The organism is Bartonella sp. WD16.2 (assembly GCF_002022505.1).
GTDB lineage: Bacteria > Pseudomonadota > Alphaproteobacteria > Rhizobiales > Rhizobiaceae > Bartonella.
Genome location: NZ_CP019781.1, coordinates 289,095 through 314,336, shown reverse-complemented (window position 1 = coordinate 314,336; position 25,242 = coordinate 289,095). Strand labels below are relative to the sequence as shown.

The 25,242-nt window shown below is 35.5% G+C and carries 19 protein-coding genes; 8 read left to right on the top strand and 11 right to left on the bottom strand.

Going from position 1 to position 25,242, the window contains the following annotated elements; all coding sequences use genetic code 11:
* Positions 1-729 precede the first annotated feature (729 nt).
* The 3 genes from der to BWD162_RS01045 all read right to left on the bottom strand — a co-directional run bounded on the left by der (position 730) and on the right by BWD162_RS01045 (position 5,597).
* Entirely contained in the window at positions 730-2,139 is a 1,410-nt protein-coding gene (gene der / locus BWD162_RS01055) for a ribosome biogenesis GTPase Der (protein WP_078705069.1), read from the bottom strand.
* 4 nt (positions 2,140-2,143) lie between these two features.
* Positions 2,144-2,815 carry a DUF2659 family protein gene (locus BWD162_RS01050; RefSeq protein ID WP_078705068.1) on the bottom strand — a complete coding sequence of 224 codons (672 nt, stop codon included), beginning with the start codon at positions 2,813-2,815 and terminating at the stop codon, positions 2,144-2,146.
* A gap of 1,009 nt (positions 2,816-3,824) precedes the next feature.
* Positions 3,825-5,597: an SLC13 family permease gene (locus BWD162_RS01045; RefSeq protein WP_078705067.1), complete on the bottom strand. Its 1,773-nt coding sequence runs from the start codon at positions 5,595-5,597 to the stop codon at positions 3,825-3,827.
* Between the two features lie 354 nt (positions 5,598-5,951).
* On the opposite strand from BWD162_RS01045, the gene BWD162_RS01040 reads away from it, so the two are divergent.
* Together BWD162_RS01040 and nhaA are read left to right on the top strand one after the other, a co-directional pair.
* Positions 5,952-7,661 (top strand): hypothetical protein, encoded by a 1,710-nt coding sequence (locus tag BWD162_RS01040; protein WP_078705066.1) that lies wholly within the window; start codon positions 5,952-5,954, stop codon positions 7,659-7,661.
* A 129-nt stretch (positions 7,662-7,790) separates the two neighbouring features.
* On the top strand, positions 7,791-9,152 hold the full coding sequence (gene nhaA, locus BWD162_RS01035; protein ID WP_078705065.1) for a Na+/H+ antiporter NhaA: 1,362 nt from the start codon (positions 7,791-7,793) through the stop codon (positions 9,150-9,152).
* Between the two features lie 385 nt (positions 9,153-9,537).
* Here nhaA and BWD162_RS01030 read toward each other — a convergent pair whose 3' ends face one another.
* Positions 9,538-10,791 carry an aspartate kinase gene (locus tag BWD162_RS01030; RefSeq protein ID WP_078705064.1) on the bottom strand — a complete coding sequence of 418 codons (1,254 nt, stop codon included), beginning with the start codon at positions 10,789-10,791 and terminating at the stop codon, positions 9,538-9,540.
* A 186-nt stretch (positions 10,792-10,977) separates the two neighbouring features.
* Between BWD162_RS01030 and ubiG the strand changes: the two genes are divergently transcribed.
* Positions 10,978-11,724 carry a bifunctional 2-polyprenyl-6-hydroxyphenol methylase/3-demethylubiquinol 3-O-methyltransferase UbiG gene (gene ubiG, locus BWD162_RS01025; protein ID WP_078705063.1) on the top strand — a complete coding sequence of 249 codons (747 nt, stop codon included), beginning with the start codon at positions 10,978-10,980 and terminating at the stop codon, positions 11,722-11,724.
* 21 nt (positions 11,725-11,745) lie between these two features.
* Here the strand turns inward: ubiG and grxC are convergent, their stop codons facing one another.
* The gene (gene grxC / locus BWD162_RS01020; RefSeq protein WP_010703447.1) at positions 11,746-12,000 is read right to left on the bottom strand and encodes a glutaredoxin 3; all 255 of its coding nucleotides are present in this window, start codon (positions 11,998-12,000) and stop codon (positions 11,746-11,748) included.
* A 47-nt stretch (positions 12,001-12,047) separates the two neighbouring features.
* The gene (locus tag BWD162_RS01015) at positions 12,048-12,794 is read right to left on the bottom strand and encodes a ComF family protein (RefSeq protein ID WP_078705062.1); all 747 of its coding nucleotides are present in this window, start codon (positions 12,792-12,794) and stop codon (positions 12,048-12,050) included.
* 224 nt (positions 12,795-13,018) lie between these two features.
* Between BWD162_RS01015 and BWD162_RS01010 the strand changes: the two genes are divergently transcribed.
* Complete coding sequence (locus BWD162_RS01010) at positions 13,019-13,903, top strand: methyltransferase domain-containing protein (protein ID WP_078705061.1); 885 nt, start codon at positions 13,019-13,021, stop codon at positions 13,901-13,903.
* A 25-nt stretch (positions 13,904-13,928) separates the two neighbouring features.
* Here the strand turns inward: BWD162_RS01010 and BWD162_RS01005 are convergent, their stop codons facing one another.
* The 4 genes from BWD162_RS01005 to BWD162_RS00990 all read right to left on the bottom strand — a co-directional run bounded on the left by BWD162_RS01005 (position 13,929) and on the right by BWD162_RS00990 (position 18,574).
* On the bottom strand, positions 13,929-15,284 hold the full coding sequence (locus BWD162_RS01005; RefSeq protein WP_078705060.1) for an L-cystine transporter: 1,356 nt from the start codon (positions 15,282-15,284) through the stop codon (positions 13,929-13,931).
* A 461-nt stretch (positions 15,285-15,745) separates the two neighbouring features.
* A complete protein-coding gene (mutT, locus tag BWD162_RS01000; protein WP_078705059.1) occupies positions 15,746-16,159 on the bottom strand; it encodes an 8-oxo-dGTP diphosphatase MutT in 414 nt (137 codons plus the stop codon).
* Between the two features lie 124 nt (positions 16,160-16,283).
* The gene (gene argJ / locus BWD162_RS00995; protein WP_078705058.1) at positions 16,284-17,528 is read right to left on the bottom strand and encodes a bifunctional glutamate N-acetyltransferase/amino-acid acetyltransferase ArgJ; all 1,245 of its coding nucleotides are present in this window, start codon (positions 17,526-17,528) and stop codon (positions 16,284-16,286) included.
* A 95-nt stretch (positions 17,529-17,623) separates the two neighbouring features.
* Positions 17,624-18,574 (bottom strand): peptidylprolyl isomerase, encoded by a 951-nt coding sequence (locus BWD162_RS00990; protein WP_078705057.1) that lies wholly within the window; start codon positions 18,572-18,574, stop codon positions 17,624-17,626.
* A gap of 416 nt (positions 18,575-18,990) precedes the next feature.
* On the opposite strand from BWD162_RS00990, the gene secA reads away from it, so the two are divergent.
* From secA to prmC, 4 genes are all read left to right on the top strand, one after another.
* Positions 18,991-21,708, top strand: a complete 2,718-nt coding sequence (secA, locus tag BWD162_RS00985; RefSeq protein ID WP_078705056.1) for a preprotein translocase subunit SecA — start codon at positions 18,991-18,993, stop codon at positions 21,706-21,708.
* Between the two features lie 15 nt (positions 21,709-21,723).
* Positions 21,724-22,140 (top strand): Fur family transcriptional regulator, encoded by a 417-nt coding sequence (locus BWD162_RS00980; protein ID WP_078705055.1) that lies wholly within the window; start codon positions 21,724-21,726, stop codon positions 22,138-22,140.
* Positions 22,141-22,317: 177 nt separating this feature from the next.
* The gene (gene prfA, locus BWD162_RS00975; RefSeq protein WP_078705054.1) at positions 22,318-23,397 is read left to right on the top strand and encodes a peptide chain release factor 1; all 1,080 of its coding nucleotides are present in this window, start codon (positions 22,318-22,320) and stop codon (positions 23,395-23,397) included.
* On the top strand, positions 23,394-24,260 hold the full coding sequence (gene prmC, locus BWD162_RS00970) for a peptide chain release factor N(5)-glutamine methyltransferase (protein WP_078705053.1): 867 nt from the start codon (positions 23,394-23,396) through the stop codon (positions 24,258-24,260). Before prfA ends, prmC begins: the two co-directional genes overlap by 4 nt.
* Here the strand turns inward: prmC and nrdF are convergent.
* On the bottom strand, positions 24,257-25,231 hold the full coding sequence (gene nrdF, locus BWD162_RS00965; RefSeq protein ID WP_078705052.1) for a class 1b ribonucleoside-diphosphate reductase subunit beta: 975 nt from the start codon (positions 25,229-25,231) through the stop codon (positions 24,257-24,259). The genes prmC and nrdF overlap by 4 nt on opposite strands.
* Positions 25,232-25,242: the final 11 nt, after the last annotated feature.

The window sequence follows — 25,242 nt, the reverse complement described above, 5'->3', positions numbered from 1 at the left end:
TTTAGAAATCAATTGAACAATTGCACATTGGAATCTTTTTTAATTCGTATATATTTTAGACACCATACGTCAATACAAACTAATTAGCTCATATTTATAATATATAATAAAATTCTAAACACCCCTATACAACCGTTTTTTGCTCTTTAGTATTTTTTATGTACACTTCAAATAAATAGCTTCAATGTGACATTTGTTTTTTTATTTAAAAAGTTATTACAAGCCATAGCATTTCCGCCTACAAAATACTTATTTTCAGCGTAAAAAAAACGATTAATCTTTCCTGTCTTAGCTCTCCTTATTACACTGCTCAAAAATAAAGAAACAGCATTTCTAGAAGAGCATAACCAAGAATTAATGCATCAAATACAATCATAATTGATCAAAATACAAAAAGCTCAAACATTAATATCCTTGGAAAATATTAATCTTTCAAAGAATATAATTGTTATTATAACGATTAAACCTGACCTTAGAAAACACTGAGAAAAACTATTGTAATAGCTACAAAATTTTTGATTTTTAACCATTTAACGAAAATATATTTCATATCTCTGATTACAATAAACACAATACTATTGTTTATTTATTGTACACATTCATTTTTGTTTCAAAAACTTAACAAATCAAAGTGAAACTTCTTTAAAAGCGAATTATTAAATGCCTATTTTAAACCTTTAAAAAATCTAAAATGACTCAGAATATGAAAGAAATCGTTACTTTTTTCCATCATACAAAAGGATTATCAGATGTTCGCAGTAACAAACGGATGGGTACCCCTGGCATATCAAATGTATCACGCAACCCATTAGAAAGATAACGCAAATATGATTGAGACATTGCATCTGATCGTGAACAAGAAATCATAAACCCTGGGGGACGCGTCTTAATTTGTGTTATATATTTAATCTTAAGTCGACGCCCAGAAATTGCTGGAGGTGGATGGTGTGCAACTATAGTTTCAAGCCAGCGATTAAGTTTTCCTGTGGGAATACGACGATTCCACACACGATAAATCATCATGACATTTTCCATAAGTTTATCAATCCCTTTGCTATACTGGCCTGATAAAGGGACAACTCTCAAACCACGAACCTGAGGAAGAAGACGGGCACATTTTTCATGTAAATCAGCTAATACTTCTTGGCAATTTTCAATAAGATCCCACTTATTGAAAGCTATAATTGGAACTCGCCCCTCACGAATCACGAGATCAGCAATTTGTAAATCTTGCTTTTCAAAAGGCATAGTTGCATCAAAAACAATCACCACCACCTCCGAGAAACGGATTGCGCGTAAAGTGTCTGCAACAGAAAGTTTTTCTAACTTTTCTTGAACTTTTAATTTTCGACGCAACCCCGCAGTATCAAAGAGTTTAAAACAACGACCACGCCATTCCCAATCTACAGAAATAGAATCACGCGTAATACCAGCTTCAGGCCCTGTTAGTAAACGATCTTGCCCCAACATATTATTGATCAGTGTTGATTTCCCTGTATTGGGACGACCAGCAATCGCTATCCGAATAGGTTTGCTTTCATCGTAAATAAAGTCTCTTTCTTCCAAAACATTAAAATTATTATCCAAAGACACGGACTGTGCAAGAGAACATTCTTCTTCTCTTCTTTGCTCAAAAGCTTTATCTTTACCAACAGCATCTACAATTGCATCACGAAGATCTGAAAAGCCCAAACCATGTTCAGCAGATATTGCGCAAGGCTCACCTAAACCTAAAGACCATGCTTCATATCCCCCTTCTATTGCTATTTTTGACTCAGATTTATTGACAATAAGCACAATCGGTTTTCCTGACTTACGAACCAATGAAGCAAAACTGCAATCACTTGGTGTTATCCCACTCTTTGCATCAAGTACAAATAGGATAAGATCCGCTTCTTTAATAGCAGCCTTTGTCTGAAAAAACATACGACCTTCAAGTGTTTGATCACTTGCATCTTCTAAACCGGCTGTATCAATCACATTAAAACGTAAATCTTGAAGTTTTGCCTCATGAATACGCCGATCACGTGTCACACCTGGCTTATTATCAACCAAAGCTAAATTTTGCCCAACCAAACGATTAAATAATGTTGACTTCCCAACATTGGGCCGACCAACTATAGCAATGGTGAGGCTCATTAATTTACCCCTTATTTGCCTTTCTTTCAAACTGAATAAGCTCAAGCATAATTTTTGCTCGATCAGTTATTTTCAGTCCTAGAATGTTTTCTTCAGAAATTTTTTGAAAATAATAAATTGCATCATCTATCTTATTAGCTTTATAAGCAGCTAAACCTAAAACTTCTCTTGCAGACATGCGCATAGGATCGATATCATTTGCCATATCTTTGGCACGTTTTTTAACATCATCGAATGTGCCTATATCAACTAAAATATAAGCCGCTCGAATTTTTGCAACTCTTTGTAATATCTCTGGTGCATTCTTATCAGCCGCAACCGCATCAAAAACCTCTACTGACTTAACAGCATTGCCTTGCTGCATCAGCAAAGAAGCTTCACGTAAACGAGCAAGAAAAGGATACCCTCCAAAATCAGACGTTTTGACACTCTCCAATTGATTCATTGCTTCATCAAACTGAAGTGAATCCGACAAATTAAGACTTGTTATAAATGCATCACCAATCTTGCTAGCTTTATTCATTTGCCCATAATGATAAATTTGATAAATAGCTATTGCTAGTACAAAAATAATAGCTGAAACAATAATCAAGAAACTATAACGCCCCCAAAAAGCACGAACTTTTTCCTGATGAAGCTCTTCATTAACTTCACGAATAAAACTATCGTACGACATACACCCTACCCTGGAAAGAATTGAATTCCTACACTATTACGTATACATGAACAAAGATGGAGCTTTATCCATTAAAAATCTTAAATTTTGTCAGTTGATTGATTTAAAATTAACATATATCCTTATCAACTGTTTTTATAACTATGTTGAACTAAAATCTTTGCGATTATCTTTTGCTTGACATGAAATTTTTACGCACCTCACTCCTATTGAAAAGCGTAAAGTTACTTTCAATCATTTTAACCCCTGCTACACATTAACGTAAACTTATTGCTAACTCACAACAAAAGAGAAATATCTGGTCTATAATATCACCTACTAGATAACTACAAACATACTAATAACCAAATACCCCCAGATAATCATCTAACAATTGTTTTCGTAACTTGTAAATCCCATCTACTTGTATTTTATAAAATAACAAAAACAAGAAAAACAAATATTAAACTTGTTAAAACAATGCAAAAACAATATACTTATTTAAACAACATCACCTTAATATTTAACACGCATAGATTACATTCCAATCTTTCAGGTAGCTTGTTTAGCTGTATTAATACCTTATACTCTATGTGTACATTATAACTTTTAAAACCTTAAAATAACAACTATTACACTACATCTTTCATAGCTTCTATTAGAAAACTATTATTAAAAATTAACGTATAAAAATAGTTTTTTCATACATCAAGTGTCAATTACAATGGCCTCAAATCAGAGAAACAACTCTATAAAATGATGTAATCGTTAAATTTTCAACTAACAAACATCATCCTCATCTCTGCCAATATTACATAAAATGTTCATTAAAATCCTTATCAATATATATACCCAGCTTTTCATAACTAAGAATGTCTGAAGAAAAATAGACAAACATTGCTACAATACCAAGGAAATGCTTGCGCTTTATCATAGATCTCCCCATCCTAACAATATCTCTGCGTAAACATAACTTTTCCTCTTAATCTTCATTTCAGCAAAAAATCTATTTAAAGATTTTCCTAGCGTTCTATTGTAATGGCCAAACCCACATTAACATCGGAACCGCAACGATTGCTATCAACACTGCCAACGGAGCACCAAAACGTGCATAATCACTAAAACGATAACCACCAGGCCCCATTACTAACATAGTACATTGATGCCCAATAGGTGTAAGAAAATCACACCCAGCACCTATCGCAACAGCCATTAGAAAAGCCTCAGGTTTATAATGAAGAGAATGAGCAAAACTTGACGCGATTGGTGCTATAACCATCACTGTTGCTGCATTATTTAAAAATGGTGTTATCAGCATTGCTGTAATCAAGATAAGTGCTAATGCACCAAATGGTGGTAAAAATACAGCCATTTGGCTAAGCCAACCACCAATCAAATCCGTACACCCTGTTTTCTCCAATATTTCACTTACTGGAATAAGAGTTGCTAATAACACCAATATTTGCCCATCTAAAGCATGGTACAAATCCCGCATTGGAAGAATTCGAAAAACAACCATCGCAATAGCTGCAGAAAAAAAAGAAAATGCAACCGGAATAATTTGAAAAGCTGTCGTAATAATTGCTGCAAATAAAATAGCTAAAGACATAAGGCCATGCCGTAAATTACCAAACATGATATTGCGTTTTGCCAAAGGAAGACATTTCAATTCCCGTAACAAACTTGGAATAACCATATCTTGTCCCTGCAAAACAATTACATCCCCGAGACGGAAAACAACATCACCAAGTCTACCACGTATCCTTTCACATTGACGACTTAAAGCAAGTAAATTTACATCATAGCGATCAAACAACGAAAGTCTTTTAGCACTGATACCAATAAGAGGAGAATTATCTGTAATAACAGCCTCAACAACATCAAGCTGGCTACCTTTATCACTTATAGAAAGAGTACGGCCAGTAGCAAATTCTAAGCGAGCTGAATTAATTACAGTGTCTAGCCCTGTATGTGAACCTTCCAGCAGAACAGTATCATCCTTGGCAAAAACAAAATCTGGTAACGGCGAAATAGACACTTTATTTCTAATAACCTGAATAACCATAACTTCGCCGCCTGATGGTTTAATGAGATCAATAATAGTTTTTCCGACAATGGGAGAATTAACAGGAATACGCACTTCTGAAACATAATTACAAATATCAACAGCATCATCAAATGATGTGCTTGAATGCGTACGGATAGGTAAACGCCAAGAAAAAAACACCAAATAGCAGACTCCAACAGCAGAAATTGTTGCACCAACTGGTATAAAATCAAACATAGTGAAAGGAATTCCCTCTAAACGTTCTCGCATAGCTGAAACAACAATGTTGGGAGAAGTGCCTATTTGTGTCATGAGACCACCCAATAAAGAACCAAATGCCATTGGCATCAAAAACACAGATGGTGAAACACGAGAACGGCGAGCAAATTGGAAAGCAATCGGAAGCATAATGGCTAAAGCCCCAATGTTTTTAACAAACATTGATAAAAGAACTACAGAAATAACTAAAAAAGCTAATTGAAGTTTTACTGACTTTACATCAGGCCACATTCGTTGAATAATATATTCCACAATGCCAGAGCGTGACATAACTGTGCTGATGATAAACGCACTGCCTACGATAATAACAATATCACTACTAAAACCACTAAATGCTTCCTTCGGATTAACAAGACCGAGAGTGCAAGCAATTAACAATGTGCAAACAGCAACGATATCATAACGAAACCGACCCCACATAAAAACAGCCATCATGAGACCAATAATAGAAAAAGCCATTATTTGATCTTCTGTCATAACACTAACGACTCCCTGTTAGCTTATAATCACCAACATCATATATTCCCTTTAATCGTTCCTTTAATCAATGACATAAAAAAACGACATATTACTACTCCTTAAAAATGATTAAACATGATAAATAAGGTTATAATTAGTGCATAGTTCCTTATTCATGGTTATAGTTTTATGCAAAATATTAAAAAAACTGGTGACAGTTGATAAAAGCTTGTTGAAAAAAAATTTTTGATGATCTTACATCATAAGAAAATAGACAGATATTTAGTACACATTATATCTGAGCTTTTATTGTTACTTAAAGAAATTTATTTATACTCTCAGCATATAGTGACAAAACTGAAAGAAAAAATAATGATCAATTTTAATAGTTGGTATCGCAATAACTTAAAATATTGGTTGACGTATATTATTGGATTTGTTGCTATTTTAGCTATCATAGTTATCGGTGGTTTTTATATGGCAAAACCCCACCTTGATAGCTTTGTAAAAAAAGAAATAGCCCGTCGCTCTATCAACGCAGAAACATCCGAAGTCGGTATTCTAGGTACAATCAATTTAACTAACGTCACTGTACCAACTCCAGCTGATACATCACTTAAAATTGGTGCTATTTCAGGACGTCCCCCCATCGCTTTCATTCCTGGTGCTTTCACACTTTATAATATTGATTTAACGTATAAGAACTTTCGTCTACAAGTTCCCAAAATCTCTATTAATAATGTATCCTTGAAAAACAAAAATGCTACAATCACGCCTTCCTTTTTGCAATCATTTATGCGTATTAATATTTCATCAATTAATGCACCAGATATATTACTTTTCATAGAAGATGAGAACAAACCAACTGAAAGAATTAATATAAAAAATTTTCAGCTTTCTAATCTTAAAAATGGCCGTATTCATTCTGTTGGTATCAAAGATATAACTACTAATATAAGTCTTGCAAAGATAGCTGCAGATAGTACCAAACAGATATATTTAACCGCTAAGAGTAACCCAATAAAAGCCCATAATATTGATGTGGGTTATGCTTATTCTATTATTTCTGATAAAAACAACGTTAAGAATCAAAACAAAACCATTATTGGTCCTATTACATTGGGCAATGTTGTAGTTGATATTTTCGAAGGAGAAGAAAAAAGCGCTTCTTTCTCTTTTGGAAAATTTGAAACATCTGGCCTAAAAATACAACCTTTCGATCAGTCTCTAAAAAAACTTGTTCAAGATTACCTCAACGCAAAAAAGACAAACAATAAAACAGCACAAAATGCCATTCTCGTAAACGGCCTTTCAGCTATTACCTCAGTTGATGCTAAAATTGATAAAGTGGTTGTTGATATCCCACAGATAAAAACAACCCTTGAATCATTTCAATTAAAATCAGATCAATGGCAACAGGCTATACCAGAAAATCTTTTGCTCTCTCTTAATGGCCTTTCAATCTTACCTAAAAAAATGGAGAAAAAAGACTTAGATTTCCTTAAAAATACAGGCTTTGAATACCTTGATGTTTCAGGAAAACTTGATATTTCTTACAATGAAAAAGAGCGTATCCTTTCACTTAAAGTAATGTCTTTCAATATCCAAAACATTGGCTCTGGGAAAATCTCAGCTAAAATTACTGATGTTGATAAAGCATTCTTTTCTGGTCAAAAAGATGCACTTATTGCTGCTTCTCAAAATCTTGGCATCGCTGAAATTAACGTGTGTTATACAGATGCTGGTCTTATTGATAAAATCTTTTCTTATCTTGCACAAAGCCTGAACGATAATAAACATAATCTCAAACAAGAACTTTATGATAATTTTTATTTAATCGTGACTCAAAGTTCCAAAATATTGTTAAAAAATCATGATGAAGCTGAAAATATTTCGAAAGCCCTTGGTAATTTTGCTAGAAATCCACAAACATTAAAAATAAAAATAGCAGCAAAAGATAACAAAGGGCTTACAGCATCTGATCTTGAAGCCGCTTTGCAAAACAATCTCTCAGCTGTTTTTAATAAAATGAGTCTCACTGTTAAAAATGAAGTATCTCATAAAAAACATAATTGGTTTTAAAAGTGGTAGCTCTTTTTTAAAATTGGAGAATTATCATCCCCTTTTTTCCTTCATATAACACTATAAGCAATACACAGAATAGCTTATAAACAAAGCGTATATGAGTAAATTGATAGTTGGAGTTATTTTATGCCTGATTTATTCTCAAATCGCTTACCAAATCGAGCTTCTCTTGTCACAAATCGGGCACTTTCCGCAATTGAGCGTTTTCTCCATATCGAAACTGTAAGTGGTATTGCTCTTTTATTGGCAGCTACAACTGCACTCATACTTGCTAATTCTAAATATTCTTCTTCCTATGAAGCATTTTGGCATACACCTCTTGGTTTTAATTTTGGCCATTTTAACCTATCATGGGATTTACATTTTTGGATTAATGATGCTCTTATGACTGTGTTTTTTCTCGTAGCAGGAATGGAAATTCGGCGTGAAATTCACGAAGGTGCTCTTGCTAATTTAAAACAAGCAATTTTACCAATTGTAGCAGCAATAGGTGGAGTTTGCCTTCCTGCAATTATTTATCTCAACATTAACTTAAATGGGGGAGACACTTATGGTTGGGCTGTGCCTACAGCCACTGATATTGCTTTTGCACTAGGTATTCTCGCTCTTCTTGGGAAAGCAATTCCTTCTAATCTTCATATCATTCTTTTATCATTAGCAATTATTGATGATATTATTGCTGTTCTTATTATTGCTTTTTTCTACTCAACTAATTTAGATCCCAGTGGTTTAGCCATCGCAGCAGCAGGTATTGTTTTAGTTTTATTTTTTCAATGGATTGGATTTGCATCGGCATGGCTTTATATTTTGCCTGGTGCAATCATTTGGTGGGGATTAATGATAACAGGCGCTCATCCATCACTTGCCGGTGTAATTCTAGGCATGATGACCCCAGTTTTACCTACCCGTAATCTTGTAGCTCCGCTTACAATGCTAAGCAACGCAGTTGAAGCACTTCAAGAAAAAAACACAAATACAGATCTTCACCATATCTCAACTACATTAAAAAAAGTGCGTAAAGGACAACGCGATATAATCGCACCTGTAACACGGATTCAAAAAGCATTACATCCATGGGTAGCGTATGGCGTGATGCCAATTTTTGCTTTTGCAAATGCTGGCGTTAACTTTGCAAACTTTGACCTATCCTCCGACAAATCATCCTTGATTGTTCTCGGCATTATCATTGGTCTATGTATTGGTAAACCGCTTGGTATTATCGTAGCTAGCTATCTAGCAGTAAAATCAGGTCTATGCCGCCTTCCTCCTAATGTAGCGTGGAAAGGCATATTATTAATTGGATTTTTAGCAGGTATTGGTTTTACAATGTCAATCTTTGTTTCAATGCTTGCTTTTAAAGACGTTGCTCAACTTGATTCTGCAAAAATTGGTGTACTTTGTGGATCTGGGCTTTCTGCCCTTATTGGTCTTGGATATGGACTCTTTTATATCAAAAATAATAAAAAGCGTGTTATAAATTGTGATTAATCAAGCCATAGATCTTACTTTAAGTTAAACTTTTGAAAACAGTTTAAGCTTTAATTATATTCAATGAGTGACTGTACATAATTATTGTTTTGATTTCAGTCACTCATCATAAGCAACAAAAAGTGCAATTTTATACCTACAAGAAATTTTAAAAGCACGTACGATTTGTTGTATTTATATCAATACGGCTTGATTAAGCGTTATAAACCTCATAACACTCAATAATAGAGATCTCTTCTATATTTTTTTAGAACAAAATAAAGAAAAACTTTATTCTCATAACAGCTGATGTAAAAAATAAGAAGAAATCTTCGTAAGGCCCTTAGCTGCTTGTACATACAAATCTATTATAATTCCTTGGAAAAATATTTAAAATTAACAATACTTATCCAATCTCAAGACCATAAACAGCATGCAAGGTTCTTACTGCAAGTTCAGTATAAGCACTATCAATTAAAACAGAAATCTTAATCTCTGAAGTAGTAATTGCTTGGATATTGATGCCCTTTTCAGCTAAAGCCTTGAATGCCGTAGCTGCAACCCCTGCATGACTGCGCATACCAACACCAATAACAGAAATCTTTGCAAGATCACTTTCAGACTGAATAACATCAAATCCAATCTCTGCGCGATTTTTCTCAAGAAGTGCAACAGCTTTATCTACATCAGCTGATGGTACAGTAAAAGTCATATCAGTCTTCGAACCGTCTTCAGAAATATTCTGTACAATCATATCAACATTGATACGCTCTTCAGCCAAAGGACCAAAAATTGCTGCAGAAATACCCGGACGATCTGCCAGTCTACGTAATGAAATTTGTGCTTCATCTTTAGCAAAAGCAATACCAGTAACATTTTGTTGTTCCACAATCTCATCCTCATCACAAATAAGTGTTCCAGGGGGATTAACTAAACTGCACATGTCCACAGCATCGGGATCCTCAAAACTTGAGCGTACAAAAGTACGAACTTTATGGATCATAGCTAATTCAACAGACCTAACTTGCAAAACCTTTGCCCCAAGAGAAGCCATTTCAAGCATTTCTTCAAAAGCTACTTTTGGTAAACGACGTGCCTTAGGTTCAACTCGCGGATCAGTTGTATAAACGCCATCTACATCTGTATAAATATCACAACGATCAGCCTGTAAAGCCGCCGCCACTGCAACAGCACTTGTATCTGATCCACCGCGTCCCAAGGTGGAAATTCGATTATTTGGAGCTAATCCCTGAAAACCAGCAATAATCGCTACCTGCCCTTCTTGAAAACGCCGTATCAAAAAAGATCCATCAATATCTACAATCCGTGCGCCACCATGTACATTATCAGTATAAATAGGGATTTGCCACCCAAGCCATGAACGAGCATTCACTCCCATCGCTTGGAGTGTAATAGCCAACAAACCTGCCGTTACTTGTTCGCCAGAAGAAACAATCACATCATATTCACGAGCATCATGCATTGGTGAAGCTTCACGTGTCCATTGAATGAGCTCATTTGTTTTACCAGCCATTGCAGATACCACCACTGCAATTTCATTACCCGCATCTACTTCTCTTTTGACATGTCGAGCAACATTATGAATATATTCAATGTTTGCTACAGATGTGCCACCAAATTTCATGACAATACGTGCCATTTATAACACTCTTATATTTCTTATTTCAAATGAGACAGTTAGAATAAGGTCCTGTCGCCGTATCAAATTCCTTTTCGACATAACCAATATCTATAATTTTCGCAAGCCCAGCGTGATTATGTTAATTTACTCTTGACTTTAGAAGAATCTACCTGACTTGATAATATAAAATAACAGGAGAGTGATATGATAAATAAAGCTCATACTACGATTGATCAGAGTGAAATTGATCATTTTTCACAAATTGCTTCCGAATGGTGGAATCCCCAAGGTAAATTTCGCCCCCTCCACCAATTCAATCCAACACGCCTTGCTTATATTAAAGAAAAAATCTGTTTAGAATTTGATCGTAACCCTATGTCTCTTGAACCTTTTGAAGGTTTGAGAATTCTTGATATTGGCTGTGGAGGGGGGCTGTTATGTGAACCAATGGCACGCTTTGGAGCCACTATTATAGGAGCCGATGCTTCGCAAACCAATATCGAGGTAGCAAAAACCCACGCAATCCAAAGTGGTCTTTCAATCGATTATCGCGTCACTACTGCAGAAATGCTTGCAAATAAAGAAGAACAATTTGATGTGATCCTCAATATGGAAATTGTTGAACACGTTGCCGATGTTAATCTCTTCATATCGGCCACTGCCAAAATGCTAAAACCACAAGGACTTATGTTTGTTGCAACACTTAACCGTACATGGAAAGCTTGGGGGCTAGCCATTGTCGGTGCTGAATATATTCTACGTTGGCTCCCAAAAGGAACTCATGACTATAAAAAATTTCTAAAACCTCAAGAGCTTAAAAAGTTATTATCTCAAAATACTCTAACCGTTATTGATGAGATTGGCATTACTTATAATCCATTACATGATAGCTGGAATCGCTCAAAAGACATGGACGTTAACTACATGCTTCTTGCAAAACGGTTTGAATAAGCACACCATAACAGATAATTGTTAGGCACTTTTGAGTAAACAGTCAAGTTTGCCCTCAGCATCTAAAGCATAAAGATCATCACAACCTCCAACATGATAATCACCTATAAAAATTTGAGGAAATGTATTACGCCCATTCGCTCGTTGTACCATTTGTTGACGAAGGGAAGTTGATGCATCAATATCTGTATATTTGACGCCTTTTTTATCAAATAAAGCACGCGCTTTTGTGCAATAGGGACAACCGGGACGTGTATAAAGTGTTATCTCTTTCATAATATTTCTCCAATGTTTTTTTGATATAATCAATCTTTAATCACTTCTCAAGAATGAGACAAAACAGGAACGTCTTTCAATACACGCGAAAATGTCAGTACATCAACTTGTTGTGCACCTGCATGTTTTAATGTTGCAGCTGCTGCAGTAATTGTTACACCTGTTGTTAAAACATCATCAATCAGCAAAATGGAACGCCCTTTTAAATGCTTTTTAATTTTATGGGGTACCTTAAAAGCACTTTGCACATTGAGTTTTCGTTCCTTAGCAGATAAACTAACCTGTGGACGGGTATGCCGACAACGAACAAGCCAACCAGGCTTAAAAGGTTTTTTCCGTGCTACTGCAATATAACGAGCAAGTTCAGCAGATTGATTATAACGTCGCCAGAAAAAACGACGAGAATGCAATGGAATAGGAATAATAACATCACAATCATCAAGAAGCTCACGTCCTGCAAGTATCATCCAATCGGACATAAAACGTGCTAATTCTAGACGATCACTATATTTTAATTGGATTGTCAAAAGTCGCGCTAACCCCTTATGAACAACCACTGAACGAACACGTGAAAAAGGAGGAGAAGCTTGAATTGCTTCACCACTAAGAAAACCTTCTCCCATATCGTAAGCAAAAGGAATCCCCATAACAGGACAATAAGGTTTCGTAATAAATTGAAAATCTTTCCAACAATCAGAACATACCGTACTATAAGCAGAAACAATTTTTTTACATCCAGGGCAAGTCGGTGGATATAAAATTGTTATTAAATACTCAATGAATTTACCTAACATATCCCCCCATAAAAAAATCCCAAAAGCATGACCTTATTAGTTTATTTTTATAGCATAAGACAATTTTTTTACGTTTTAAAACCTATAAAATTTCATTTTTTCAAAAATACTCAGTTGTTATCAAGTTATTTCATCGTTCCTTTTTCATCACAAGCTTGATATAGCATTGCATAATAATAAACCTATTTAAAACTATATCTCCAAAACAGGAATTGCTAAGCGATATGTCTTATCCTTTTATTTTTGACCATATCCGCATTGAACAATTTCGTAAACGCGCTTTTAAAAAAGCAAAAGGTGGATGTGATTTTTTATTGTCCTATGTTGCTGAAGATCTCTATAAACGTCTAAGAACCGTTGACCGTCAATTCACATTAGCTCTAGACTTACATAGCCATACAGACCTTGCTGTACAAGCTTTAAAAAAATCTGGTAAAATTAGTTCTATAGAACGCGTTGAAACTGACATTCTTTACCAAAGTCATGATCAAAAATTTCATTTGCGTCACAGAGAATTTCTTGATTTTCCACCACACTATTGTGATCTTATTGTTTCGCTCCTCTCACTACAATTGACCAATGATACCCCTGGTGTTTTGAAACAAATAAAAAATATTCTTAAACCAGACGGCTTATTCCTTGCTGTTATGACCGGAGCTGGAACATTAAGAGAATTGCGAGAAAGTTTGCTACAAGCTGAACTTGAAATTTATGGAGGAGTTAGCCCAAGAATTTATCCTTTTGCTGATATTCGTGATGTAGGAGCTATTTTGCAACGCGTTGGTTTTGCTATGCCCGTAGTGGATGTCGAAAATATCATCATACGCTACAATACAATGTTTGATCTCATGCATGAACTTAAAGCTATGGGGATGCAAAATGCGTTAATTAACCGCTCACAACACCCTGTATCTAAACGCTTTTTTCTTCGCGCTGCTGAAATCTACTCACAACAATTTAGTGACCCAGATGGTCGCATTCGTGCACATTTTTCTTTTATATGGTTATCCGGCTGGGCCCCTGACCAAAATCAACAAAAACCCTTACGCCCTGGTTCAGCACAAATATCTCTTGTTGATGTTTTAGAAAAACAATCAAAACAACAATGAAAAAACCGCAAATTTTATAGGAAAATCATTTTTCAAAAATGCTCTTATCCGTTGTGCGTAATATTTGACTTGTCATAGCTCCAGCTAACATTGAACCATTAACGTTAAGAGCTGTACGCCCCATATCAATTAAAGGTTCAACAGAAATAAGTACGGCTACCAAAGCAATAGGGAGCCCCATAATTGGTAAAACAATTAATGCAGCAAAAATAGCACCACCACCAATACCCGCAACTCCAATAGAACTCAAAGTTACTACCCCAACAAGAGTAGCAATCCAGATAGGATCGAGCGGATTAATACCAACAGATGGCGCTATCATGGTTGCAAGCATAGCTGGGTAAAGACCTGCACAACCATTTTGGCCAATCGTTGCACCAAAAGAAGCCGCAAAACTTGCAATTGATTGCGGTACACCAATCCATTGTGTTTGCGCCTCAATATTTAGAGGGATAGTAGCAGTACTTGAACGGCTACTGAAAGCAAATGTCAAAACAGGCACAACTTTTTTGAAAAAACGAAATGGGTTAATGCCTGATATACCAAGCAACACACCATGAATTCCAAACATAAGAATAATACCAATATAAGAAGCAACAATAAAAACTAGTAATTTTAAAATATCAGCAACATTTGAGGTTGCCCCCACCTTAGTCATAAGAGCAAAAATACCATACGGTGTTAACGCAATCACAATACGTACTAACCACATAATCCAAGACTGTATAACTTGAATAAACGAAAGAGCTTTTTCCCCTTTATCTGAATCCTCTTTTTTTAAAAGAAGAACGGCAGATCCTAAAAATGCCGAAAAAATAACAACTCTAATAATCGATGTACGTTCAGACCCCATTAATTCAGCAAATGGATTTTGGGGAATAAATGATAAAATTAGTTTTGGTATACTTATTTCTTCAACTTGAAAAGTATTTTCACCAAGAACAGCCGATATATCCTCCCCTCCATGTACCAAACCACTCGCCGTTAACCCAAAAAAATTAATCACTAAAATACCAACCAATGCTGAAATACACGTTGTAAAAAGTAACATTGAAATTGTTACTATACTAATTTTGCTAACAGCATAAGAAGAATGCAAATGAGCTACCGCTGAAACGATAGAAATAAACACTAATGGCATAACAATCATTTGCAACAATAATAAATAACCATCTCCAACAATGTTAAACCACTCAACAGACTTTAACAACGTTGACTCACCTTCCCCATAAATAAGCTGCAAAGCACTTCCAAAAATCAGGCCAACAATAAGACCCAACATAACACGTAGCGCAAAACCCCATTTGATTTTTTTACTTTGAGAAAGCAATAATAAAAAAATAATAAATAGAAATAAATTAATAAAAAAATTAAATGTCATTGCTTATGCCTACTATTTTTTGTGCTTTACATTAAAAAATAATATATAATTTAAAATTCACTTGTAATATTTAAAAAATATAGAGCTTACTACATTTTCACAAAATCATTATTTTTATTAGTTATAGATCAGAAACGAATTTGCACCTATTCACAGTTATATAAAAATAGAAAATAAATAAGCTGATTTTTACATATCTGCAAAATTCTATTTAAAGAATATAATACTTCTTCCATAAATAATAAGCTACATGCAATCACTACCGCATCTCAATGAAAAACGATATATAAAAGCCATAAACAGTAATGCTTGAGCAATTGATCTTAAAGAGAAACAAGAAAATCCTTGAGGATAACCACAAAACACCTTTTCGAAGGTAGATCTATCTAAAGTCTCCTTTTATCAAAATATTTAATGAACAAAACATCCATTTTTTAATATTTTCTCCACTCATAAACATATTACAGAAGAAAATTTTTCAACACCTGCACTAATGGCTTATCAGCATCGGGCATAGAATATTTATCAAGATCACTAATAAAAATCCATTTCAAATTTTGCCCTTCTCGTCCTTGAGGGATGCCCCTATAATGGCGACATATATAAAATGGCATTAATAAATGAAATGTTTCATAACTATGACTTGCAAATGTTAAAGGTAAAAAATCATTTTTTTGAACATGAATATCAAGTTCCTCCTTTAATTCACGAATCAATGATTCCTCTGGTGTTTCCCCCTCTTCAACCTTTCCACCAGGAAATTCCCACAAACCACTCATTGATTTTCCTGGAGGCCTTTTTGCAAGTAAAACTCGATTATCTTGATCCAACAATGCACATGCAACTACAAGAAGAAGTGAGTGTTTTATCTGCATTACTTGTCTCCAACAGTAATAACTTTAAGCTCTTCTATTATCTCCCCTTAAAGAATTGAAAAAGTCTGAGTATCTAATAATTAAAAGAGAATGTATACTTAATATCTGATTTATATTATATTAATTAACTTCTATAGTCGCCATTAATTGCAACATATTCTTTTGTTAAATCGCAAGACCAAACTGTTGCTTTACCACTTCCAAGACCGATATCAACACGAATCGTAATGTATTGGCTTTTCATATAAGTGCTAATCATCTCTTCACTATAATCAGGATCACGCTCTCCATTGACAGCCACACGATGTTCACCAAACCAAATCGTTAAGAGATCGCGATTTGCTTCAACACCAGCTTTCCCAACCGCCATAACCACCCGCCCCCAATTAGCATCTTCACCCGCAATAGCCGTTTTTACAAGTGGTGAATTCGCAATTGATAGAGCAATGCTTTTAGCGGCACTATCCGTTGTAGCACCCGTTACACTAACCTCAATTAAATGACGAGCCCCCTCACCATCACACACAACTTGTAATGCAAGTTCATGCAAAAGCTCACCCAATTGCTTTGTAAACACCTTATAACGTGGATCTGACACACTCGTCAGACAGAGGGAATTGCCTTTTGCTTTTCCTGTCGCAAATACCATCAATGTATCAGATGTTGAAGTGTCACTATCAACAGTAATTGAATTGAAAGATCCCTGAACTGCTTCTGATAACATAGATTGAAGTACATCCGAAGCAATTGCCGCATCAGTCACTACAAAAGAAAGCATTGTTGCCATATCTGGAGCAATCATACCAGAACCTTTGGCAATTCCATTAATGGTAACAATTGTCCCTCCAAAGTCAAATCTGCGTGTTGCAAGCTTTGGAAACGTATCAGTTGTCATAATAGCTTTTGCAGCTTCTAACCAATTTCTTTCCTCTGCTTCAGCAGCCATATTCGGCAAAAGATTTAATAAACAAGATGTATCCATTAATTCGCCAATAACACCAGTAGAAGCCAAAAAAATTTCATTTTCTCTAGCCTTTAAGACACTTGCTGCAGTGTGTACTATCGCATCCGTTGTTTGCTTACCTTTACATCCTGTGAAAGCATTTGCATTCCCAGAATTAACAACAACACCCCTTGCAACTCCATGAGGAAGCGATGCACGACAATGATCCACAGAAGAAGACGGACATTTAGAACGTGTAAAAACACCTGCCACATTTGCTGGTTCATCAAATACGATTAAAAGAAGATCTGTACGATTTTTATATTTAATCCCAGCTTCCGCCGTGGCTATCCGTACACCAGATAATGGCGGAAGCTCTTGTATTGTTTTGGGAGATAAAGGCGATATCTGTACAAGCCATTCCATACTTTCCCCTCAAAATCAATGAAATTTCATGCAATTAAATAACTGTCGAAATTTTTGAAAAAGAAAAACATCAAACAACCCAGATTGAAAAGATATTATTCCTCTTCTTCATTGGAAGTTTCACCTGGAAGGACTGTATTATTTTCATTAAGTGATTGCATGAGTTTTGCAATATGAGAATCAGGGTATTTCACATCTACCTTATTGCGCAAATCAGTGATTAATGTATGATAACGATTTTTCATAATCTGTGTACGCAATACCTCTTTAACATCATCAAATGCAGGAGGTTGCTTGAGTCGACGATCTTCCACTTTGATAACATGCCAACCAAATGGGCTTTCAACAGGCTGTTTAGTATATTCACCAACTTTCAAACTAAACGCAGCATCTTCAAAGGGTTTAACCATTTGACCATAACTAAAATAACCGAGATCACCGCCAACAGAAGCTGAACCATCTGTTGAATCTTTTTTTGCAATCTCTTCAAAATTTTCACCCTTCTTTAAACGCTTAATAACAACTTCTGCTTTTTCTTTCGTTTTAACCAAAATATGGCGTGCTTTAATTTCATCTTCTTTAGGCAAAGCAGTAACCTCCTTATCATAAAGAGCTCGCAAATCAGCATCTTTAATTTTATCAATAACCATCTGTTTAAAATAAAGCTGCTGAAGAACATTATCACGCATAATTGCCATACGTTTATCATAAACTTCTGTCTTATTGATACCTTTTTCAATTGCTGCTTTAGCAAGCGCTTGCATATCTAAATAGGCTTTTAAAACTGTTATACGACGTTGTTCATCAGAAAGACGTGCTAAATTAGGATTTATTTCAAGTGCTAGCTCATCCAATTCACCTGCTGTAATACTTTTCCCATTAATAATGGCCATAACATGAGAAGGTGCAATTGGTTTTGCTGAGGTTTTCTCTAAAGTATTTAAATCATTTGGTACAGACTTTACGTAATCTTGAGCCATTACACTCAAACTCGTGCTTACCAATAAAGTTGATGTCACAAAGAGTGTTGTTAATTTGAATTTCATAAATATACTCCTCTAAGAATGAATGCACTTCCAGGCTTCAATTTTTTTTATCATAGCACTTTAATCTCTAACATGATAAATAAATTAGTAATTTTGTTTAAAAAACACAGAATTTATCCTTTTATCTTATCTTACTTGAATAATATATACCATGATCACAATGAAAAATATCATATTATACCCTAAATCACTCTATACTCTATCAACTAAATAGTATTCCTAAAGTTGACACGATGAATTTAGCCTTTTATCTCTACTGTAAAATTTAAATATAAAGAAATTACCTACTAGAAATATGATATACTGCCTACATTTTGATGGTATCAAGTACCTCTAAGAGATACAAAATAGGAACAATATATTTGAATATTGAAGCGACCAAATGCAATGATAATAAATAAAAGAAAGGACCAGAAATGGTCAATTTAGGTGTTTTTGTACGCAAAATTTTTAGTTCGGCCCATGAGCGTCGCATCAAAATTCTTCGCCAAAAAGTTGCACAAATTAATGCGTTGGAAGAACAATTCCAAAAATTAAGTGATACACAGCTTTGCCAAAAAACTAGTGAATTTCGTAAAAGATTAACCGAAGGTGCAACTATTGATTCACTCTTAGTGGAAGCCTTTGCAACTGTCCGTGAAGCAGCAAAGCGCGTTTATAGCATGCGTCCTTTTGATGTACAACTCATTGGCGGAATGGTCCTTCATGATCGAGGCATCGCCGAAATGCGTACTGGTGAAGGTAAAACATTAATGGCAACTTTGCCAGTTTATCTCAATGCGCTAGGAGGAAAAGGCGTTCATGTTGTTACCGTGAACGATTATCTTGCTAGCCGTGATGCTGAAGCAATGAGCAAAATTTACGGCTTTTTGGGGCTGAGCACAGGTGTTATTCTACATGATCTAGATAGCGATGCTCGTCGAGCAGCCTATGCGTGTGACATTACCTATGCGACAAATAATGAATTGGGTTTTGATTATTTACGCGATAATATGACTTTTAACCCTAACCAAATGGTCCAACGTGGACATCATTATGCAATTATCGATGAAGTTGATTCAATCCTCATAGATGAAGCACGTACCCCTCTTATTATTTCCGGTCCTTTAGAAGACCGCACCGACTTCTATAATCTTATTGACACATTTATTTCTTCTCTGACTCCAGAAGACTACGAAATAGATGAAAAACAAAAAACAACAATCTTTACTGAAGTTGGTACTGAAAAAATTGAAAAAATGCTCGAACAAGCTGGACTTCTTAAAAGTGGAAGTCTCTATGACATAGAAAATGTTGCTACTGTCCACCATATCAACAATGCTTTAAAAGCCCATAAATTATTTATCCAGGACAAAGATTATATTGTTCGCAATGGCGAAATCATCATCATTGATGAATTTACAGGTCGTATGATGCCAGGGCGGCGTTATTCTGAAGGTTTGCATCAAGCGTTAGAAGCCAAAGAACATGTGGCCATTCAACCAGAAAATCAGACATTAGCATCTATTACTTTTCAAAATTATTTCCGTATGTATAAAAAATTGTCTGGTATGACAGGAACTGCTGTAACAGAAGCTGAAGAATTTAATAATATCTATGGTCTTGAAGTTGTTGAAATTCCTACAAATCTTCCGGTGCAACGTTTTGATGAAGATGATGAAATCTATCGAACAACTGAAGAGAAATATCGTGCCATTGTGCGTGATATTCGTCAAGCACACGAAAAAGGACAACCTGTTCTTGTGGGTACTACTTCTATTGAAAAATCAGAACAACTAGCAGAGCGCTTACGCAAAGAAGGTATTACTAATTTTAAAGTTTTAAATGCCCGCTATCATGAACAAGAAGCATATATTATCGCACAAGCTGGTGTTCCTGGAGCATTAACCATCGCAACAAATATGGCAGGCCGTGGTACTGATATACAGCTTGGTGGCAATGTTGAGATGCGAATTCGACAAGAACTGCATGATATCCCTGAAGGGGCAGAAAGAACTGCTAAAATTGAAGAAATTATAAAAGGCGTCAAGCAACTTAAAGAAAAAGCATTATCTGCCGGTGGTCTTTATGTCCTTGCTACTGAACGCCATGAAAGTCGCCGTATTGACAATCAGCTTCGTGGTCGTTCTGGACGTCAGGGTGATCCGGGTCGTTCAAAATTCTTTCTTTCACTTCAAGACGATCTTATGCGTATCTTTGGATCCGATCGTATGGATAGCGTACTGCAAAAACTTGGATTGAGAGAAGATGAAGCTATTATCCACCCATGGATTAATAAAGCACTTGAAAAAGCTCAAAAAAAAGTTGAAGCACGAAACTTCGAAATCCGTAAAAATCTGTTAAAATATGACGATGTGATGAATGATCAACGCAAAGTTATTTTTGAGCAGCGCATGGAAATTATGAATGCAGAAAATTTGACCGAAACAATTAGTGAAATGCGACATGAAGTGGTTGATAATTTGGTAGAAACCTATATTCCATCTGGAACATATTCTGAAAAATGGGATACGAAAGCTCTGCAAAAAGAACTACATCAGCTTTTTAATCTTGAACTACCAGTAGAAGAGTGGGCAAAAGAAGATGGAGTTGCTGAAAAGCAAATTTTTGAACGTGTATTAGAAGCAGTTACCAAACTTGAAAATGAGCGTACTAAACAATATCGTCCAGAAATTATAGCTTACTTTCATAAAGCTATATTGCTTGAAACAATTGACACATTATGGCGTGAACATCTCGTCAATTTAGACCATTTACGTTCTATTATTGGTTTTCGTGGATATGCACAACGAGATCCTCTTAATGAATATAAAACAGAGGCATTTGAACTCTTTCAAACCATGCTTAGAAACCTACGTAGAAATGCTATTTCTAAACTCATGCGTTTCGAAGTTATTCAACAGCCTACAGAACCAGCAACACCTGTGCAAACCGGTACTAATCATTCTACTTCTGATAATCAAAATGAAAAAAATGATACTTTCTTGTGGGCTCAAACACAAGAAAGTAGGTTTGTTGATCCAACTGAACGTAACCCCAATGATCCAACCACATGGGGAAAAATTGGACGCAATGAGCTTTGTCCTTGTAGTTCAGGAAAAAAATACAAACATTGCCATGGTTCCTTCATATAGAAGTAGACAGTTAAAATGGATAAAAAACAAAATTATGAACAAGTATTGCGAGCTGCAGGTTTAAGAATAACGCGCCAAAGGCGTATTATTCTCGATATTTTAACCGATATAGATGACCACCCTAATGCATTTGAAATTTTTCAGTATGCAAACAAAATAGATTCTAGTATTTCATTATCGACTGTTTATCGCACAATGAAAACATTAGAAGAAAATGGAACAATTCATCGTCATGCTTTCAGCGGCGGACCATCACGTTTTGAACAAACAAATGGCCAACATCATGACCATCTTATTGATGTAGAAACAGGACGTATTATCGAATTTCAGTCTGATATTATTGAAAAACTGCAAGAAGAAATCGCCCTTTCTCTCGGCTATGATATAATTCACCACCGTCTTGAACTTTATGGGAAAAAACGTAATTCCTAAATTGGTGCTTTTATATCCCTTATTTAGAAATTGCCCATGCAAAATAAGTTTTATACAAATTCGTTTTAGAATTTTACAGTTTTCATAGTTAAAAACGTTTTTTTGCTTGATCAAGCTTCTACCATATGATGATTATATGAACCATTAATATTATAACAAATTAGGCTAATATTGCCCATGGTTTCCTTGCCGCAAAATCGTATAAAGCAGATTGAAAAGCGCTTTGAAATAATTGAAAGCCAAATGGCTGGAAGCCCAAATGCTGAAACTTATATAAAATTAGCTTCTGAATATGCAGAATTACAGTTAATCGTTACTCCTATACGCACATTAAATGCTCTCTACAAAGAAATAGCAGAGCTTAAAAACATCATTAGTGATAAGCAAACAGATGTGGAAATGCGTAATCTTGCTCAAGAAGAACTGTTATTATTATGTCAAAAAATTGAGCAACTTGAGCGAGAACTCCAAATTCTTCTTCTACCCAAAGATATTGCTGATGAAAAAAGCGCTATTATTGAAATTCGAGCAGGAACAGGTGGATCGGAAGCAGCACTTTTTGCTGGTGACCTTTTTCGCATGTATGAACGTTATGCCAATACTCATAACTGGAAAGTTGAAATCATTTCATTGAGTGATGGAGATGTTGGAGGGTATAAAGAAATTGTTGCTACCGTTTCTGGCAAAGGTGTATTTTCCAAACTTAAGTTTGAATCAGGTGTTCACCGAGTACAACGAATCCCTGAAACAGAAGCTGGTGGACGTATCCATACATCAGCTGCCACCGTTGCGGTACTCCCAGAAGCAGAAGAAATTGACATTGCAATTCACCCAGAAGATATTCGCATTGATACAATGCGCGCTTCCGGTGCAGGTGGACAACACGTCAATACAACGGATTCTGCTGTACGTATCACCCATATTCCAACAGGAATTATGGTTGTACAAGCAGAAAAATCACAACACCAAAATCGAACACGCGCACTCCAAATTTTACGTGCACGTTTATTTGATATTGAAAGACAAAAAGCAGAAAATGAGCGTTCAGCATCTCGTAAAACTCAAATTGGCTCTGGTGATCGATCGGAACGTATTCGTACCTATAATTTCCCACAAGGACGTGTGACTGACCATCGTATTAATCTTACTTTGTATAAGCTTGATCGTGTCATGGAGGGAGATCTTGATGAACTTATTCATGCACTTATTTCCAATCATCAAACAGGACTCCTTACTGAAATGGATGATAACAAGTGAGTGATCATTCTCTCAATAGTACTATCCGAAGAACCCAGGAAAAATTGCGATATCAAGGAATTTCTGAAGCCAATCTTGATGCAAAGCTACTTGTTGAGTGGATAACAGGTACAAACCCTACTGATCGAATTTTGCGACCCAATATGCGCCTGTCTTCTAAACAGATCGCACAATTAGAAAAAGCCATACAGCGCCGTATTGCTGGAGAGCCCACCCATCGCATTATTGGAAAACGAGATTTTTATGGTATATCACTTGCTTTATCTCAAGATACATTAGAGCCACGCCCTGATACAGAAACACTGGTCGATCTCGTTTTGCCAATTCTTAAAAAACAGGTAGAAAAAATAGGGAAAGCAACTTTTCTTGATATGGGAACAGGAAGTGGTGCCATTGCTATTGCTATTCTCAAACAAATTACTCAAACTTATGCGATAGCGGTTGACATTTCTGAAGATGCCTTAAAAACAGCTACAAAAAATGCGAAGCACGCAAACATTGCGCAACACTTTACACCTTTGCTTAGTGATTGGTTTACTTCTGTCACAGGCCAATTTGATCTTATTATTTCCAATCCACCCTATATTCCAGAAAAAGATATCAAAAACCTTGCAAAAGAAGTACGTCTGCATGATCCGCTACGTGCTTTAGTTGGTGGAAAAGATGGCCTTGATTTTTATCGAAAACTCGCACATGAATCAGCAAATTATCTAAAAGAAAAAGCTTATGTCGCTGTTGAAATCGGATATTCTCAGCAAAAAGAAGTCTGCGATTTGTTTAAAAAAAATGGTTTTGAATATTTAAAAATGCGCAAAGATTTAAATGGCATACCTCGCGCACTTCTTTTTTCACTTAATGTTTAAAATTCCCAGTCGTCATCTGTGGTTGCAACGGCTTTACCAATAACATAAGAAGAACCTGAACCTGAAAAGAAGTCATGATTTTCATCGGAATTTGGCGATAAAGCTGCCAAAATAGCAGGGTTAACTCGACAAACTTCAGGTGGAAAAAGAGGCTCAAAACCCAAATTCATTAATGCCTTATTCGCGTTATAATGAATAAAAACTTTAACATCCTCTGTCAATCCAATAGCGTCATAAAGATCTTCAGTGTATTTACATTCAATACTGTAAAGATCAAACAGCATATTAAAAGCAAAGTCTTTTATTTCTTGCTTTTTAGCTTCATCAAGTTTAGCAAACCCTAATTGAAACTTATAACCAACATAATAACCATGAACCGCTTCATCACGGATAATAAGCCGGATTAAATCAGCTGTATTAGTCAGCTTAGCACGACTTGACCAATACATAGGTAAATAAAAACCAGAATAAAATAAAAAGCTTTCAAGCAAGGTCGAAGCAATTTTTTTCTTTAATGGATCACTTGCTTCATAACGTTCAAGTACTAACGTTGCCTTTTTCTGTAAATGAACATTTTCTTCTGACCATCTGAAAGCATCATCGACTTCTGCTGTTGAACATAAAGTTGAAAAAATAGAAGAATAAGAACGTGCATGAACTGCTTCCATAAATGCAATATTTGTCAAAACAGCTTCCTCATGTTCTGTTATTGCATCAGCCATAAGTGAAATGGCTCCTACAGTATTTTGAACTGTATCAAGCAAAGTCAGCCCCGTGAAAACACGAATTGTCAGCTTGCGCTCTTCCTCTGTTAGACTTGCCCATGAAGGAATATCATTGGAAAGTGGTACTTTTTCAGGTAACCAAAAATTTCCAGTCAAACGATTCCAAACTTCAAGATCTTTTTCATCATGCAACTTATTCCAATTTACAGCGGAAATAACAGGATTTTTAGTTGAAATTCGTGTCATATAATATGTTC

Coding starts and splice junctions, on each gene's coding strand:
- der (WP_078705069.1), bottom strand. CDS start 2,139: ATGAGCCTCACCATTGCTATAGTTGGTCGGCCCAATGTTGGGAAGTCA.
- mutT (WP_078705059.1), bottom strand. CDS start 16,159: ATGCAGATAAAACACTCACTTCTTCTTGTAGTTGCATGTGCATTGTTG.
- BWD162_RS01015 (WP_078705062.1), bottom strand. CDS start 12,794: ATGTTAGGTAAATTCATTGAGTATTTAATAACAATTTTATATCCACCG.
- secA (WP_078705056.1), top strand. CDS start 18,991: ATGGTCAATTTAGGTGTTTTTGTACGCAAAATTTTTAGTTCGGCCCAT.
- BWD162_RS01005 (WP_078705060.1), bottom strand. CDS start 15,284: ATGACATTTAATTTTTTTATTAATTTATTTCTATTTATTATTTTTTTA.
- grxC (WP_010703447.1), bottom strand. CDS start 12,000: ATGAAAGAGATAACACTTTATACACGTCCCGGTTGTCCCTATTGCACA.
- prfA (WP_078705054.1), top strand. CDS start 22,318: ATGGTTTCCTTGCCGCAAAATCGTATAAAGCAGATTGAAAAGCGCTTT.
- BWD162_RS00980 (WP_078705055.1), top strand. CDS start 21,724: ATGGATAAAAAACAAAATTATGAACAAGTATTGCGAGCTGCAGGTTTA.
- ubiG (WP_078705063.1), top strand. CDS start 10,978: ATGATAAATAAAGCTCATACTACGATTGATCAGAGTGAAATTGATCAT.
- nhaA (WP_078705065.1), top strand. CDS start 7,791: ATGCCTGATTTATTCTCAAATCGCTTACCAAATCGAGCTTCTCTTGTC.
- BWD162_RS01045 (WP_078705067.1), bottom strand. CDS start 5,597: ATGACAGAAGATCAAATAATGGCTTTTTCTATTATTGGTCTCATGATG.
- BWD162_RS01010 (WP_078705061.1), top strand. CDS start 13,019: ATGTCTTATCCTTTTATTTTTGACCATATCCGCATTGAACAATTTCGT.
- BWD162_RS01040 (WP_078705066.1), top strand. CDS start 5,952: ATGATCAATTTTAATAGTTGGTATCGCAATAACTTAAAATATTGGTTG.
- BWD162_RS01050 (WP_078705068.1), bottom strand. CDS start 2,815: ATGTCGTACGATAGTTTTATTCGTGAAGTTAATGAAGAGCTTCATCAG.
- nrdF (WP_078705052.1), bottom strand. CDS start 25,231: ATGACACGAATTTCAACTAAAAATCCTGTTATTTCCGCTGTAAATTGG.
- BWD162_RS00990 (WP_078705057.1), bottom strand. CDS start 18,574: ATGAAATTCAAATTAACAACACTCTTTGTGACATCAACTTTATTGGTA.
- BWD162_RS01030 (WP_078705064.1), bottom strand. CDS start 10,791: ATGGCACGTATTGTCATGAAATTTGGTGGCACATCTGTAGCAAACATT.
- argJ (WP_078705058.1), bottom strand. CDS start 17,528: ATGGAATGGCTTGTACAGATATCGCCTTTATCTCCCAAAACAATACAA.